Annotated in this window: 10 protein-coding genes; 3 read left to right on the top strand and 7 right to left on the bottom strand. The window is 71.3% G+C overall.

Annotated elements, in window-relative coordinates; translation table 11 throughout:
- Positions 1-35 precede the first annotated feature (35 nt).
- The 4 genes from ACWEQG_RS05975 to ACWEQG_RS05960 all read right to left on the bottom strand — a co-directional run bounded on the left by ACWEQG_RS05975 (position 36) and on the right by ACWEQG_RS05960 (position 5607).
- Entirely contained in the window at positions 36-959 is a 924-nt protein-coding gene (locus ACWEQG_RS05975; protein WP_452282142.1) for an SWIM zinc finger family protein, read from the bottom strand.
- Positions 959-4156, bottom strand: a complete 3198-nt coding sequence (locus ACWEQG_RS05970) for an SNF2-related protein (RefSeq protein WP_452282140.1) — start codon at positions 4154-4156, stop codon at positions 959-961. Before ACWEQG_RS05970 ends, ACWEQG_RS05975 begins: the two co-directional genes overlap by 1 nt.
- Positions 4157-4329: 173 nt before the next feature.
- A complete protein-coding gene (locus tag ACWEQG_RS05965) occupies positions 4330-4743 on the bottom strand; it encodes a VOC family protein (protein WP_452282138.1) in 414 nt (137 codons plus the stop codon).
- Positions 4744-4956: 213 nt separating this feature from the next.
- Positions 4957-5607 (bottom strand): TetR/AcrR family transcriptional regulator, encoded by a 651-nt coding sequence (locus tag ACWEQG_RS05960; protein ID WP_452282136.1) that lies wholly within the window; start codon positions 5605-5607, stop codon positions 4957-4959.
- A gap of 78 nt (positions 5608-5685) precedes the next feature.
- On the opposite strand from ACWEQG_RS05960, the gene ACWEQG_RS05955 reads away from it, so the two are divergent.
- The 3 genes from ACWEQG_RS05955 (at position 5686) to ACWEQG_RS05945 (ending at position 8183) form a co-directional block, all read left to right on the top strand.
- The gene (locus ACWEQG_RS05955; protein WP_452282134.1) at positions 5686-6837 is read left to right on the top strand and encodes an FAD-dependent monooxygenase; all 1152 of its coding nucleotides are present in this window, start codon (positions 5686-5688) and stop codon (positions 6835-6837) included.
- A 195-nt stretch (positions 6838-7032) separates the two neighbouring features.
- Complete coding sequence (locus tag ACWEQG_RS05950; protein WP_452282132.1) at positions 7033-7761, top strand: response regulator transcription factor; 729 nt, start codon at positions 7033-7035, stop codon at positions 7759-7761.
- Between the two features lie 158 nt (positions 7762-7919).
- Positions 7920-8183, top strand: coding sequence for a hypothetical protein (locus ACWEQG_RS05945; protein WP_363466919.1), 264 nt, complete (start codon positions 7920-7922; stop codon positions 8181-8183).
- Between the two features lie 183 nt (positions 8184-8366).
- Here ACWEQG_RS05945 and ACWEQG_RS05940 read toward each other — a convergent pair whose 3' ends face one another.
- From ACWEQG_RS05940 to ACWEQG_RS05930, 3 genes are all read right to left on the bottom strand, one after another.
- Complete coding sequence (locus ACWEQG_RS05940) at positions 8367-8768, bottom strand: cellulose binding domain-containing protein (protein ID WP_452282130.1); 402 nt, start codon at positions 8766-8768, stop codon at positions 8367-8369.
- A 154-nt stretch (positions 8769-8922) separates the two neighbouring features.
- Complete coding sequence (locus ACWEQG_RS05935) at positions 8923-11304, bottom strand: glycoside hydrolase family 9 protein (protein ID WP_452282128.1); 2382 nt, start codon at positions 11302-11304, stop codon at positions 8923-8925.
- A 153-nt stretch (positions 11305-11457) separates the two neighbouring features.
- Complete coding sequence (locus ACWEQG_RS05930; RefSeq protein ID WP_452282126.1) at positions 11458-13854, bottom strand: glycoside hydrolase family 48 protein; 2397 nt, start codon at positions 13852-13854, stop codon at positions 11458-11460.
- Positions 13855-13961: the final 107 nt, after the last annotated feature.

The following is a 13961-nucleotide window of genomic DNA, read 5'->3' as shown; positions in this document are numbered from 1 at the left end:
TCGCTGCGGCCGATCGCGGCCGCTACGGCAGAAGATCACGGGACGCCTCCCTCGGCCTCCTCGTTCTCCCCCGTCGCGAAGGTCCGGTACGCCGGCCGCAGCAGGTCGAGGAGCGGGATGTGCCTGGCCTTGACCTTCGGCGGGTCCAGCGCGCGCAGCAGCAGGTCGGGATGCCCTTCGGGGCCGGGCGGCGGGGCGAGGCGGGCCGCCGAGGCGCCCGGCTCGTAGAAGTCGCCGAGCCGTTCTGCGAACGGGACGTCGGCCACGTCGGGAAGCCCCGGCGGCCCGGGCTCGCTCCCGGCTCCAGCCCCGGCCTCGCCCCCGGTCGCGGTCCCGGCCTTGCCCCCGGCGGCGGTCCCGGAATCGCCAGCGGTCCGGCGCAGCGCGTCGAGCAGGGCGTCCCTGGCCATGCCCCGCCAGGCCAGCACCCGGAACGGGTCGTCGTCGAACACCTCGGCCAGCAGGTACAGCACCGCCGACAGGTGCTTGCACGGAAAGCCCCAGTCGGGACAGGAGCAGGCCATGTCCAGGCCGTGCTCGCCGGGGAACAGCGGCAGCCCGCACCCGGCGAACACGTCCTCGATCTCCGGCGGCATCTCCCCGGCGAGCAGCTTGGCCCGGTGGAGGGCCTGCGCGGCCAGCGCCTCGACCAGCCCCGCCCACTCCGGCTCGCCGTACGCCGTGATGCGCACGCTCACGTCGTACGGCTCCGGGCGCGACCCCTGCACCCTGGCCTTCGCCAGCCCGGGACCGAGGTCGAGGTCGAGCACCTGGCCGCGCCGGGCGTACGCCCGGCCCCGGCTCAGCCTGCCCGGGTCGCAGACGCGCTCCAGGATGTCGATGAACCGCCGCGACCACCACTGCTCGCCGATGGACCCGCGTTTCGAGCGCGCCCTGATGCCGCCCTCGACCCTGATGGGCCGCGCGGCCTCGAACCACCCGTCCCTGCCGACCGGCATCAGCTCACCGCCTCGGGCGACAGGCGGAACAGCTCGCGCAGCTCCGCCGTGGACAGGTCGGCGATCCAGTCCTCGCCCGTCCCCACCACGCTCTCGGCCAGGGCCTTCTTGCGCTCGATCATCTCGTCGATCCGCTCCTCCAGCGTCCCGGCGCAGACGAACTTTCTGACCTGCACGTTCCTGGTCTGCCCGATGCGGAAGGCCCGGTCGGTCGCCTGGTCCTCCACGGCCGGGTTCCACCACCGGTCCACGTGGACCACGTGGTTCGCGGCGGTCAGGTTGAGCCCGGTCCCCGCGGCCTTGAGCGACAGCAGGAACAGCATGGGCTCGTCCTCGGTCTGGAACCGCTCCACCAGCGCGTCGCGGGTCTTCTTCGGCAGGCCGCCGTGCAGCCACAGCACCGGGCGGTCGAGGTGCGCCGCCAGGTAGGGCTGCAGCATCGAGCCGAACTCGGCGTACTGCGTGAACACCAGCGCCTTGTCGCCCTCGCTGACGATCTCTTCGGCCAGCTCCTCCAGCCGGGCCAGCTTGCCGGAGCGGCCCGCCAGCCGGGAGCCGTCCTTGAGCAGGTGGGCCGGGTGGTTGCAGACCTGCTTGAGCTTGGCCATCGCGGCCAGGACGTTGCCGCGCCGCTCGATGCCCTCGCTGCCGGAGATCTTGCCGATCATGTCCTCGACCACCGCCTGGTAGAGGCTGGCCTGCTCCGGCGTGAGCGTGCACCAGACCTTCATCTCCAGCTTGTCCGGCAGGTCGGAGATGATCGTCTTGTCGGTCTTGAGCCGCCGCAGGACGAAGGGGCCGGTGGCCCGTTTGAGCGCGGCGGTCGCGGTCTCGTCGCCGTGCCGTTCGATCGGCTCCTGGTAGCGGTCGCGGAAGGCCCGGGCCGATCCGAGCAGGCCGGGGTTACAGAACTCCATGATCGACCACAGCTCGGCCAGGTGGTTCTCCACCGGAGTGCCGGTCAGCGCCAGCCTCGTCCGCGCCGGGAGCGAGCGCACCGCCTGGGCCTGCCTGGCCGCGGCGTTCTTGATCGCCTGGGCCTCGTCGCAGACGACCCTGGCCCAGGTGAACCCGGCGAGGGCGTCGCGGTCGCGCAGGGCCGTGCCGTACGTCGTGAGGACGAGGTCGGCCCCGGCGACCCGGCCGGCCAATTCCTCGCCGCGCAGGCGGCCGGTGCCGTGGTGGAGATAGACGTCCAGCGACGGCGCGAAACGGGCGGCCTCCTTCTGCCAGTTCGTGAGCAGCGACATCGGGCACACCAGCAGCGTCGCCCCCACCCGCTCGCCCGACTCCCGCTCCTTCGCGAGCAGTGATAGCGTCTGGGCCGTTTTGCCCAACCCCATGTCGTCCGCGAGGATGCCGCCGAGTCCGACTCGGGACATGAAGTCGAGCCAGGCCAGCCCGCGCTCCTGGTAGGGCCGCAGCGTGCCGTGGAAGGCGGCCGGCGTCGCGACGGGCTCGAGACGGCGGTCGGCCTCGCCGGACAGCAGATCGCCGAGCAGTCCGTCGGCGTCCACCTCGACGAGCGGCAGCTCGTCGTCCCCTCCGTGGACCACCTCCTGGATGACCTCGCCGACCGTCATCTGCCCCGACCCGCGTCGCTCCACCGCCTTCAGCGCCGCCCCGAGCTGCCGGGCGTCCAGCTCGACCCACTGCCCCCGCAGCCGGACCAGCGGCACTTTCAGCCGGGCCAGCTCGGCCAGCTCCGCCTCGCTGATCGTCTCGTCGCCGACGGCGAGCTCGGCCGTGAAGTCGACGAGCTGCGCCAGCCCGAATCCCTGGGCGGCGGCCGCGCCGGGCCCGGAGCGGGACCGGGCGGTGAGCTTCAGGCCGAGCCGGGTGCGGCCGGCCCACGCGGGCAGTTGCACGCCGAACCCGGCCGACTGCAGAAGCGGCGCCGCATGGCGGAGGAAGTGGAAGGCTCCTGCGGCGTCCAGACCCACGTGCGCCGGCCGGGCCTCCCGCAGCGCGTCATCGATCTTCGGGTACAGGCGTACCGCCCGGCCGAGACCGGCGAGCAGCGTCTCGTCCGGACGTCCGGGCAGGCCGGGCATGGTCTCGCCGGCCCAGACGAGGGGAGCGGGCAGGTACAGGCTCGGATCCTCGGCCGACTGGAGGGCGAACTCCACCCGCCAGCCTCCGGCGTCCGGCGGGGCCGTCGCCTCTGCCTGTGCGGAGGGCGCTGCGCCCGCTGCGGCCGGGCCGCGAGGTGCGGCCGCGCGGGCCGTGGCGGGATCGGCGAGTGCTCCGGCCGGGCCCCGCGGCGCGGCCGCGTGGGCAGTGGCGGGCTCGGCCGCCATCTCCCGGCCGGCGGTCGCATCCTGCCCGGGATGCTCCTCGGCCAGGAGGGGCTCGACGAGACGGAAGCACACCTTGACCGGGCCGTCGAGCTGGTGGGCGGCCCTGAACCAGTCCTCCAGCGGCCGGGCCAGCGTCTCCGCTTCCTCCTCGCGCACTCCGGGAAGGGCCGCCGTGTCACCGGTGAGCGCCACCGTCCAGCGGTCGGCCAGGGGACCGCGCCGCCCGGGATGGTGCCCGCCCAGCAGCCGCTCGGGCAGGGCCTGCCGTACGGCGGCGTCGGCCAGGCCCGCCAGCGCCTCGCTCAGGACCCGCGCCGAGGGATGCTCTGCGCCGACGGCCCGGCAGACCGGCGGCATGGCGGCGGCCAGCTCCCGGAAGCGCGCGGCGTGGGGGCCGGTCAGGACGGGCCGCCAGCGTGCGGCGTAGCCGCCGTCCTCGGTGACGAGCTGGGGCAGCACCCGGCCGCGCCGCACCAGGTCACGGGCGTGGGCGGCGACGACCGCGAGATAGCGCAGGGACGGCCCGGCGACAGGTGGCGGCTCGAACGCCTCCGTCAGCAGGCGCAGCGCGGGCCCGGGCTCGACCAGCAGCGCGGGCATCCGCCACGGACTCATCCTCGGGCGGCGCGCGGTGATCCGCAGGCCGGTCTCCGGGGAGGGGAGGGGACTCGTCGCCGAACTCGGCAGCAGCAGCACGGCTTCGCCGGACACGGCCTTGCCCGCCGCCTCGGCCGCCGCGTCCCCCCAGCGCGACAGCTCCGCGGCCAGGGTGCTCGCCGGGACGGCGAAGGGGTGGGGGCGCACCTCGGCGCGGGAGGCCACCGGCTCCGCGCCGGTCGTCTCCTCGGCCCAGAGCACGAGTCTCCCGCCATTCCAGGCGGCGTGGATCACGACCACGCCGTCTCCTTCACCCGGAGTGCGAGCCGTCCGCCGTCGCAGGCCGTGTGGATCACGAGCACACCGTCTCCTCCCGCCAATCCGGAACGCTAGCAGCGGCGACGGAGCTTCCCGGCCGCTCCCGCCGTCGCCTGTGGACAACGCTCCGCGCGCCTGGCCGGGGCGGGACGGCGTCAGGCGCCGCGGCCCCGCTCGGGCATGGTGGTGTAGTCCGTGAACCCGACCGTGTTGCCCCAGGGATCGGCGACCTCGACGGTCCAGCCGGTCGCGACCGGGAAGGGGTCGGCAAGAGCGGCGATACCTGACTCCCGCAGGGCCCGCGCGGTGGCCCGGGCGTCGGCCACCTCCAGCCACACCCGCGGCCGCCCCGCGCCGGAACCCACCGCCGCGGAGATCTCACCGCGGCGTACGAGCAGCCCCGCCGGCTCGTCGCCCAGCCGGAACAGCGCGATGCCCGGCTCGTCCATCCGGAAGGCGAGCGGAAGACCGAGCGCGGTGTAGAACTCCACGGCCTCGTCCAGGTCGCCGACGGTGAACAGGACGTTGTCGACGCCGAGCACCGTGACGCCGCTCTCAGGTGGAGTCATGGGGCGTATTCCTCCGATCCGAACAGGACGACCGCGTCGTCGGCCGCCGACCGGGGCAGCCGTCCGGCGTCCGCAGGGGCGTGGCGCAGCCGTACCGGACCGGACAGCGGCGCCTCCTCCGTGGCGCGGCGGCCTTCCGGCGTCAGGCCCACGACGCGGCGGCGCCGGTCGCCGGGATCAGCATATGCCGGAGACTCGTCATCGCCCCGGCCGTCACTCGGCGGGCGGGAGCCGTACGGCGGTGTAGTGGCGCAGGTCGTCCTCGTCGAGCGGAGTTCCGGGGAGGGGTGATTCCGCGTCGGCGCGCAGGCCGTCCAGCATGATCTCCACCACGCGTCCCATGGCCTGCTCGTTGTGCATGCCCGGCGGCGTGTACACGTTCAGGGTCATCAACAGGGCGACGTCGCCGGGGCCGATGTCGGCGCGCAGCGCGCCGTCCGCCTGTGCCCGTTCGATCATCCGCAGGACGGCGGCGATCACCCGCTGCCGCATCTCGTGCAGGTCCGGGCCGACGCGCAACCGCTGGTGCAGGTGCGGTTCGAGCTTCGCCGGCAGCACGCCCAGCCGCAGGGCCACCGAGCCGCGCAGGAAACGGCACAACGCGTGCCAGGCGTCCGGTTCCTCGCGCCAGGACGTCTCCGCCAGGTCCACAAGGCGGCGGAGGCTCTCCTCGCCCACCGCCCGCAGCAGCGCGTCCCGGTCGGGGAAGCGGCGGTAGAGCGTGCCGACGCCCACGCCCGCCCGGCGGGCGACCTCCTCCAGCGGCACGTCGACGCCCTGCTCCAGGAACAGCTCCTGCGCCGCGGCGACGATCAGGTCCCGGTTGCGGCGCGCGTCGGCGCGCAGCCCCTTCTCCACTGCCACCTCACATCTGGACGATTTTCCTCCGGTTAGGATACCGTCGTTTATGCGGAGGAAAATCTTCCGGTTAGGGGATGCGACATGACGACAGCGCTGATCTCGGGGGCCGGAATCGCGGGCCCGACGCTGGCCTACTGGCTGGCCAGGCACGGATTCCGGGTCACGGTCGTGGAACGCGGGGGAGAGCCCCGGTCCAGCGGCAATCCGGTGGACGTCCGGGGCCCCGCCGTCCCGGTCGCGGAACGGATGGGCGTCATGCCCCGGCTGCGCCGAGCCGCCACCGGCACGACGGGGGTCAGCTTCGTCGACGCGGCCGGCAGGCGGGTCGGCCGGATGGACATGCGCGCCGTGCAGCGGCCGGACGAGGTCGAGGTGCCGCGCGGCGACCTCGCGTCGATCCTGTACGAGGCGAGCCGCGACCACGCCGAGTTCCTCTTCGACGACTCCATCGCGGCGCTCGGCCAGGACGAGCACGGAGTGGACGTCGCCTTCGAGCACGCCGCCCCCCGCCGCTTCGACCTGGTGATCGGAGCCGACGGCCTGCACTCGGTGACACGGCGCCTCACGTTCGGCCAGGAGAGGGGGACACCGCAGGGCGGGCTCGTGCGCCACATGGGCCTGTACGTCGCGACGGCGCCGCTCGCCGAGGGGGCGGCCGGGGCGGGCCGGGACATCCTCATGCACAACACGCCCGGGAAGGCGATCGCCGTCAATCCGCGGCCCGCGGGCGCGTTCTTCCTCTACCGCAGCCCGGCGGCGCCGGAGTTCGACCACCGCGACACCGAGCAGCACAAGCGGATGCTGATCGACGCCTTCGCGGACGTGTCCTGGCGGGCGCCGGAGCTGCTCGAACAGGTGCGCGCCGCCGACGACCTCTACTTCGACTCCGTCAGCCAGGTGCGCCTGCCACGGTGGTGGAAGGGCCGCGTCGGGCTCCTCGGCGACGCCGCGTCCTGCGTGTCGCTGTTCGGGGACGGTTCCACCCTGGCCATGGCGGGGGCGTTCACCCTCGCCGAGGCGCTGGCCGCCCACGCCGGCGATCCCGCGGCGGCCTTCCGGCGCTACGAGGCGGCGCACCGGCGCCTGGTGGACCCCAAGCAGCGCAACGTCGCTCAGGCGTCGGCACTTCTGGTCCCCGCGACGCGAGGCGGCATCGTCGCCAGGAACCTGGCCACCCGCCTGTGGCCCGCCGTGGCCGCCACCACGCGGCTCAAGCACGCTCTCGCGCGGTGAGCGAGCGACGGCGCGATGGGCGGGGCATGGTGCCGGTGGCGTACGCGTCCGTGAGGGGGAGGTGCGGGCCGATGACCGTCACCGAGGCCGGCTCGGTCGCGGGCCGGCCGGTGTGGGGGTCGAGACCATTCATAGGATTCTCTGAGGTGGCTCACAGGGCATGCCCGGTGAGGGGGGAGGACCCTTGACCCCATCATGCGTAAGACTTCGAACGACCGGCCCGGGCTGGTCCGCCCCGATGGGAACCCCGTACGCGTCCTCGTGGTCGACGACGAACCGGACCTCGTCGAGGTCCTCGGGGCGGTGCTGAAATACGAGGGCTGGGAGGTGCGCACGGCGGGGGACGGGACGTCGGCGGTGAAGGAGGCACGGGAGTTCCGGCCCGACGCGGTGCTGCTGGACATCATGCTGCCCGGCTTGGACGGGCTGGAGGTGCTGCGCCGCCTGCGTGCCGATGCTCCGGACGTGCGCGTGCTGTTCCTGGCCGCGCACGACGCCGTGGAGGACCGCGTCGCGGGCATCACCGCGGGCGGTGACGACTACGTGACCAGGCCGTTCAGCCTGGAGGAGGTGCTCGCCCGGCTGCGCGGGCTGCTGCGCCGCGCCGGCATGGCGCGCAGCGCCGAGGGCGACCGGCTGGTGGTGGGCGGCCTGGTGATGGACGAGGACGCCCGCGAGGTGACCCGCGACGGGGAGCCGGTCGAGCTCACGCCGACCGAGTTCGAGCTGCTGCGCTTCCTCATGCGCAACCCCCGGCGGGTGCTGAGCAAGGCGCAGATCCTCGACCGCGTCTGGTCGTACGACTTCCGCGGGCAGGCGCACGTGGTCGAGCTGTACATCAGCTATCTGCGCAAGAAGATCGACGCCGGCCGGCGGCCGCTGATCCACACGGTGCGGGGCGTGGGATACGTCCTGCGGCCGTGACAGGCCATGCTGCCCCTCGCGTGACATCGTGCTGTCCTCGGCCCTCTGTTCGAGGGGGTTGCCGTGAAACAAATGTTGCATATGAGGAATACTTAGACGTTGGGGGGGCAGGGGGGTCTTTCTGAGCGGAGGTCCCTCCGCGACAAGAGAGGTGTGCAATGACCGCGACCGCTACCGAGCGCCGCACTACTGACGGGCTTCCTCACCCTTGGCCGGATGACCGCTACGAGGTCCGGTGCGACAGGGAGAGCCCGTTCACCGGTAGCCGTGACCGCTACCACTATGCCAAGAACGCCGTGGAGTCCGCGAAGGCGCTGGAACGAGCGGGACTCGCCCGCCGTGTGGTGGTCGTCAGACTGGCGGACGAGACCGTCATCTACGACCGCGTCGGCGACGTGAACATGCCTCCCGAGTCGTGGTGATTCGGCATGGCATGGTGTGACGTGTCAGGTTGCGTCATGTTCGAATAGCGGAAGACGACGATCCCCCGGGAGTTTGTCCCGGGGGATCGTCTATATCGGTATTGATCACATAATTGATCATATGGCTGGAGAAGCCTGCTCTCCTCTAGTCCTGCCGGTCCAGGGAGGCCGCCGGCCCGCCGGTCAGGCGGGCGTGCAGGTCACGTCCGGTGCCTTTCCGCCGCCCAGGCGGGCGGCGAAGCCGAAGACGGTCGAGCCGCCGACGGGGAGATTGCCGTTGTAGCTCTCGTTGCCGAACGCATGGGCGCCGACGATGCCGATCACCGGGAGGGGGACGGCCCCCCACACCTGCGTGACGACGCTGCCGTCGGTGTAGCGCCACGACACCCGCCAGCCCTTGCTGGCGGACGAACCCGTGTTGGTCACGGTGACCTGCCCGAGCGCGGTGGCGTCCCGGGTCCCGGGCCATTCGCTGGTGATCGCGTACTTCGCCCCGCAGCCGATCGAGTCCGCGGACGCCGGAACGGCCGCGATCCCGGTGGACACCAGGACCAGGGCCGCCGTGGTGATCGCTCTCTTGATCATCGATCTCCCTTCCTCGCACTGCCCGGTCGTCGCCGGGACGCCGGACCGTCCGCTCCACGCCGGTCGGTCCGCGATGGGGGTTGGTGCTCCGCCTTCCCCGGAGAGGGGTCCATCCGGGGAAGGCGGGCGACTTGGGCGAGCCCGGGAGCGCGGGCTACGCGGGGGTGCAGGTGAGGGCCGGGGTGGTGCCCGAGCCGTTGCCGGTGAAGCCGAAGCTCGTGGTGGCGCCGGGGTTCAGGCCGCCGTTCCAGGACAGGTTCTTCACCGTGACGTTCGAACCGCTCTGGCTGACGGTGCCGCTCCACAGCTGGGCGACGGTCTGGCCGTTCGGGAACGACCACCCCACCGTCCAGCCGGAGATGGCCGTGCCACCGGAGTTGAGCACGGTGACGTCCGCCTGGAAGCCGCCCTGCCACGAGTTGGTGAGCTTGTACGTGGCGGTGCACGCCTTGCCGGTGACGGGCGACGGGCTGGGCGACGGCGACGGCGACGGCGACGGCGACGGCGACGGGCTGGGCGACGGAGACGGAGACGGCGACGGGCTTGACGACGGCGACGCGGACGGGCTGGGCGACGGGGACGGGGAGACCGAGGGGCTGGGGGACGGGGACGGCTCGGTGCCCGGCGCGTTGCCCCAGATCTTGGTGGACCCCGAGTACAGCGTCATGTTCTGCACCGTCGCCGGCGTGGACGGCGTGGTGGACACCCCGGTGTACGACCAGTCGTTGGACGGGTCCCAGCTGCCCGCGCTGGCGATGCGGAACTGCACCTCACGCCGCGACTCCGACTGACCCTGCGGTGCGATGGTCTGCCCCGAGCAGTCGATCGTGACGTAGTAGACCTTGCCGGAGAACTGCGTCGGCCCGGTCGGCGGCTTGCACTGGTTGTAGTTCGCCGTCAGGGTGATCTGGCCCGGCGTGGTGTCGCCGTCGAGGGTGAAGTAGTAGCGGAACGACCCGTCGGTCAGCGCGCGGGCGGGCCAGGCCGAGTGGTTGTAGACCATGGTCTTGATCTCGGTGAAGTTCTGGCCCGTGGCGTTGACCGCCGCCTGGAGGTAGATCTCCGGGCCGTCGGGGGTCTCCGCGACCGGGAAGTTCGCCAGCGGCGTGCCGCCGTACTCCTTGTACAGCCGCACCAGCGCGCTGGTGAAGCCCGCGTTGTAGTCGGTGGCGACCTCGTTCATCACAAAGTCGGCCCGGCTGTCGGCGTAGGCGTCGTCGGCCGTCTTCGGCCCGCCGACGAGCGCGCCGTACAGGATGTGCCGGCTCTGCTCCGGCTCGCCGTTCTGGTTGTTGGTCCAGGTGCCGTGTGCGGTCCGGTGGTGCGGGTTACGTGGCGGGTTGTTCCCGAAACCGACGACGTACGACGCCTTACGCGGGTTGTCGCCGAGCGCGTAGTTGATCTGGCGGACGGCGAAGTCGTGGTAGCGGGCCTTGCGCGTGGCGTCGGTCAGCCAGTCGCTGTAGACGAGTGCCACGAAGGAGGTGTTGGCCGCGTAGCGCAGCGATCCCCACTGGTCGAGCACGGCCTGGCCGCCGGGGGAGTAGTTCACCTTCTGGCCGTTGACGCCGACCGTCCACCAGTCGAGCCAGCGGTTGGCGTCGTCGGTGTACTGCTGCTTGCCGGTCAGCTTCGCCAGCAGCGCGTAGCAGCCGTACGACTTGTCGTCCCAGGCGATCGTCCACTTGTACGACTTGGTCGTCGACTGCGACTCGGTGCCGAGGTTGGCGTAGTACGACTCGGCCTTGGCGAGGTAGGAGGCGTCCTGGGTGGCGCGGTAGAGCCAGATGGCGCCCCACACCAGCTCGTCGTTGTACCCGCTCCAGGACTTGTAGAAGTTCGACGCGTCCGTGATGCAGTCGCTGTACTTGCCGCGCACGGTGTCGGCGAAGGAGTACAGCTGCTTGGCGTGGGTGAGGAGCTTGTCGGCGTACGTGGGGTCGGTGGGGCGGAAGACGATCGAGGACGCCGCCATCGCGGCCGCCGTCTCGCCGGCCAGGTCGGACCCGCCGCACGAGGAGTCGATCTTGTACGAGGGCCTGCTCATCGGCAGCACCTCGGCCGCCCCCCACCAGGCGTGGTCGGGGTTGCCGCTGCCGACCTGCCCGTACAGCACGTTGGGGGAGGGATGCGCCTTCACGAAGTAGTCGTTGACGAAGCGCAGGTTGTTCAGCAGGTAGGTGAGCTGGCCCGAGGACGCGTAGGCGTCGCGGTACTCGACCGCGCCCCACGCGAGCATCGTGGTGCTCGCCGCCATCGGCAGGCCGAACTTGACGTGGTCGCCGGCGTCGAACCAGCCGCCGGTCAGGTCGAGCCCGACGTCCTTGCCGTCGTTCAGCGCCGAGTCGCCGCGCCAGGTGACGCGGTTGGTGGACGGCAGCTTGCCGGACTGCTGGGCCTCGTAGAAGAAGAGCGACTTCTGCAACGCCTCGCCGTAGTTGTACGCGGGGGCCGCGGAAGCCGAGGTGGGGACCGCGGCCGGGACGACCGCGGTGGAGATGATCAGCGCCGCCAGTGCCGGAAACGTACGCCGCATGGAGATGTGCCTCGCATAGGTGGGGGGTCGGGGGCGCGGCGGCGGGTCAGGCGCCGCCGCGCCCCTGCTTATTCGGTCGTGTCCCGCCGGGACACTTCCTTGGGGTGCGGTGAAGGGTCAGGCGACACCGCACCCCGGCTCACGGGGACCCGCTCAGCCGTTGGGGAAGAGCAGGCCGTACTGTCCGAGCGCGGTCGCGACGTCCGTCTGCGCCCAGAAGCGGTGGTAGCGGAAGACCGGGGCCGATCCGCCGTTCAGGTACGACTGGACCTTCGGCCAGTCCGGGTCGTTCTTGAGGAAGGACCGGATGGAGATGAAGGTCGAGTTGCTGTTGATCGTGTCGCCGTTCGGCATCTTGCCGGTCCAGCCGGACGGGACGTAGATCGGGTCGTCGATGCGGTTGTAGTCGGCCTTGGTCTCGTTGACCGACACGCCCTTGGCGTCCTGGTTGTTCTTCCAGATGCCGTCGAGCAGCGCCTTCGCCGTGCTCTTGGCCTGGGCGTGGTTCGCCTTGGCCGCGTAGAACATCAGGGTCTTGGCGTACGAACCGGCCACGCCGACGTCGTCGGTGTAGTCCTGGATGGTCACGTGCAGGCCGGTGTTGGCCGCCGGCATCCCCGGGCCGCTGAAGCTGGAGTCCGGCTGGCCGGTCCACCTCAGGGTCGAGGGCATCCGGAAGCTGCCGTCGGCGTTGATCGTGGTGCCGGACAGCGCCCAGGTGACCCACTTGTCGAGGATGGCCTTGGCGTCGCTGTTGCCCGTGGCGTAGTAGAGCTCAGCCACGCGCTCCATCGTCCAGACCTGGAAGCCGAACCACTGGTTGGACGGCGGGTCGTGGTAGACCGGCTGCCAGTCGTAGGCCATGCCGAAGAACTTCGGCAGGCCGGACGGCGGGGAGGCGTAGTGGCCCTGCCAGCTGTTGGTCGCACCGCCGGCGATGGCGCCCTCGGCCGACTGCAGCCACTTGTAGAACTGCAGCTGGCGGGTGAGGCTGGTCGACCAGTCGCTGACGGCGGTCGAACCCTTGGGCTTCAGCGAGTTGACGTTCGACAGCACCCAGGCCGCCATCGGGTTCTGGTAGCCCGAGTGGTTGTGGCTGGAGCCGATGCGCCAGGCCCATCCGGCCGACGTGTCGGTCGCGCCGCCCCAGGCGTAGTACCACGACAGCAGGTAGTTCGACGCGTTCTTGCCGGTGCCGGCCGGGCAGGAGGTGCTGGTGCAGTTCGGCTGCTTGAAGTACTTGTCGTACATCGCGTAGCGCAGGTAGTCACCCATCTTCGCCGCGTTGGCGACCGCGGTGGAGATCTGCGACTGCTTGCCCTGCTCGGTCGCCCAGGTCAGCGCCCAGTAGGCGGCCTGGACGGCGCGGGCGTCGGCGTCCGGCGCGTTGGTGTACTTCCACTGCTTCGCGTACGACGCGTCACCCGTGAACAGGTCGAGGTACCCGTTCGGGCCGCCGAACTTGAAGGTGTCGCACGACGGCTGCGGGATGGTCTCGAAGACCGACTCCTCGGGGCCGCGCTGGTAGGTGTTGATGTACGCCGGCTTGGTGGTGCCGTCGCCGCAGCGGCCGTAGCCGTAGACGTTGTCGACGTCCAGCAGCCAGTGCATGCCGTAGACGTCGGAGGTGCCGTAGGCGCTCTTCAGCTCGTTGGCGATGGGGTCGCTGCCGACGCTGACGCTGCTGTCGAGCCTCGACGGGTAGCCGCTGATGTCGTCCCACTCACCCGCGTACGTCGCCGGCTTGCTCGGGTCGTACTTGTCGTTGGTGGGCTGGTCGGCGTGCGCCGGGATGATGTACTTCTCCATCGACTGCCACGCCGTGTTGAACTTCGACCAGTCACCGGTGACCTTGCCGTACATGGCTTCCAGCCACAGGTAGTAGCTGTACGCCTCGGACGTGGTCTCGTGGCCGTGGTCCGGCGCCTCCACGAGGAACGTCTCGACCGAGTGGTACGGCACGCCCTGCGGCGAGAAGTACCCGTTGGCCGGGTCGTGGATCTTGTTGTACATCGTCAGGAAGTTCTGGACGTACTGGTTGTCCGTGCCCGGGGTGGGGCTCGCCGACGGCGACACGTCGGGCGACGGCGACACGTTGGCCGAGGGCGACACGACGGGCGACGGGGACGGCGACGGCGAGGGGGACGGCGACGGGCTCACCGGCGGGGAGGGGCTCACGACCGCCCCACAGGTCACCCCGTTGATGGAGAACGAGGCGGGCTTGTTGTTGCTGCCGGTCCACGTTCCCTGGAATCCGACGTTGGTCGTCGCACCGGTGCCCAGGTTGCCGTTCCAGGACATGTTCGTGGCCGTGACGGTGGTGCCGCTCTGGCTCCAGTTGGCCGACCAGCCGTTCGACAGTCTCTGTCCGTTGGGGAAGGTGAACCGGAGCGTCCAGTTGCTGACCGGGTCGCCCAGGTTCTTGATGTCCAGGCTGGCCGTGAAGCCGCCCGAGCCGGAACCCCAGGAGTTGAGCGCGTACTGCACGTCGCAGGACACGGCGGCGGACGCGGGAGTCTGCGCCAGCCCGACGAGAAGGCCGCCGCTCACGGTGGCGGCCGCCAGCAGTGCCAGCGGTTTCCGCGATCGTGGGAGCGCTCCCGTACTAAGAGCTCTCGTTCTCATTTTTGGAGGGTCTCCAAAGTGGTTTGGGGGTG

This window comes from Microbispora sp. NPDC004025 (assembly GCF_053604425.1).
The sequence above is the reverse complement of the archived record's forward strand: the minus strand, read 5'-3'. Positions and strand labels throughout refer to the sequence as shown.

Bases quoted from the DNA above. Each gene is read 5' to 3' on its own strand.
- ACWEQG_RS05935 (WP_452282128.1), bottom strand. From the start codon at position 11,304: ATGCGGCGTACGTTTCCGGCACTGGCGGCGCTGATCATCTCCACCGCG.
- ACWEQG_RS05945 (WP_363466919.1), top strand. From the start codon at position 7,920: ATGACCGCGACCGCTACCGAGCGCCGCACTACTGACGGGCTTCCTCAC.
- ACWEQG_RS05940 (WP_452282130.1), bottom strand. From the start codon at position 8,768: ATGATCAAGAGAGCGATCACCACGGCGGCCCTGGTCCTGGTGTCCACC.
- ACWEQG_RS05950 (WP_452282132.1), top strand. From the start codon at position 7,033: ATGCGTAAGACTTCGAACGACCGGCCCGGGCTGGTCCGCCCCGATGGG.
- ACWEQG_RS05965 (WP_452282138.1), bottom strand. From the start codon at position 4,743: ATGACTCCACCTGAGAGCGGCGTCACGGTGCTCGGCGTCGACAACGTC.
- ACWEQG_RS05955 (WP_452282134.1), top strand. From the start codon at position 5,686: ATGACGACAGCGCTGATCTCGGGGGCCGGAATCGCGGGCCCGACGCTG.
- ACWEQG_RS05975 (WP_452282142.1), bottom strand. From the start codon at position 959: ATGCCGGTCGGCAGGGACGGGTGGTTCGAGGCCGCGCGGCCCATCAGG.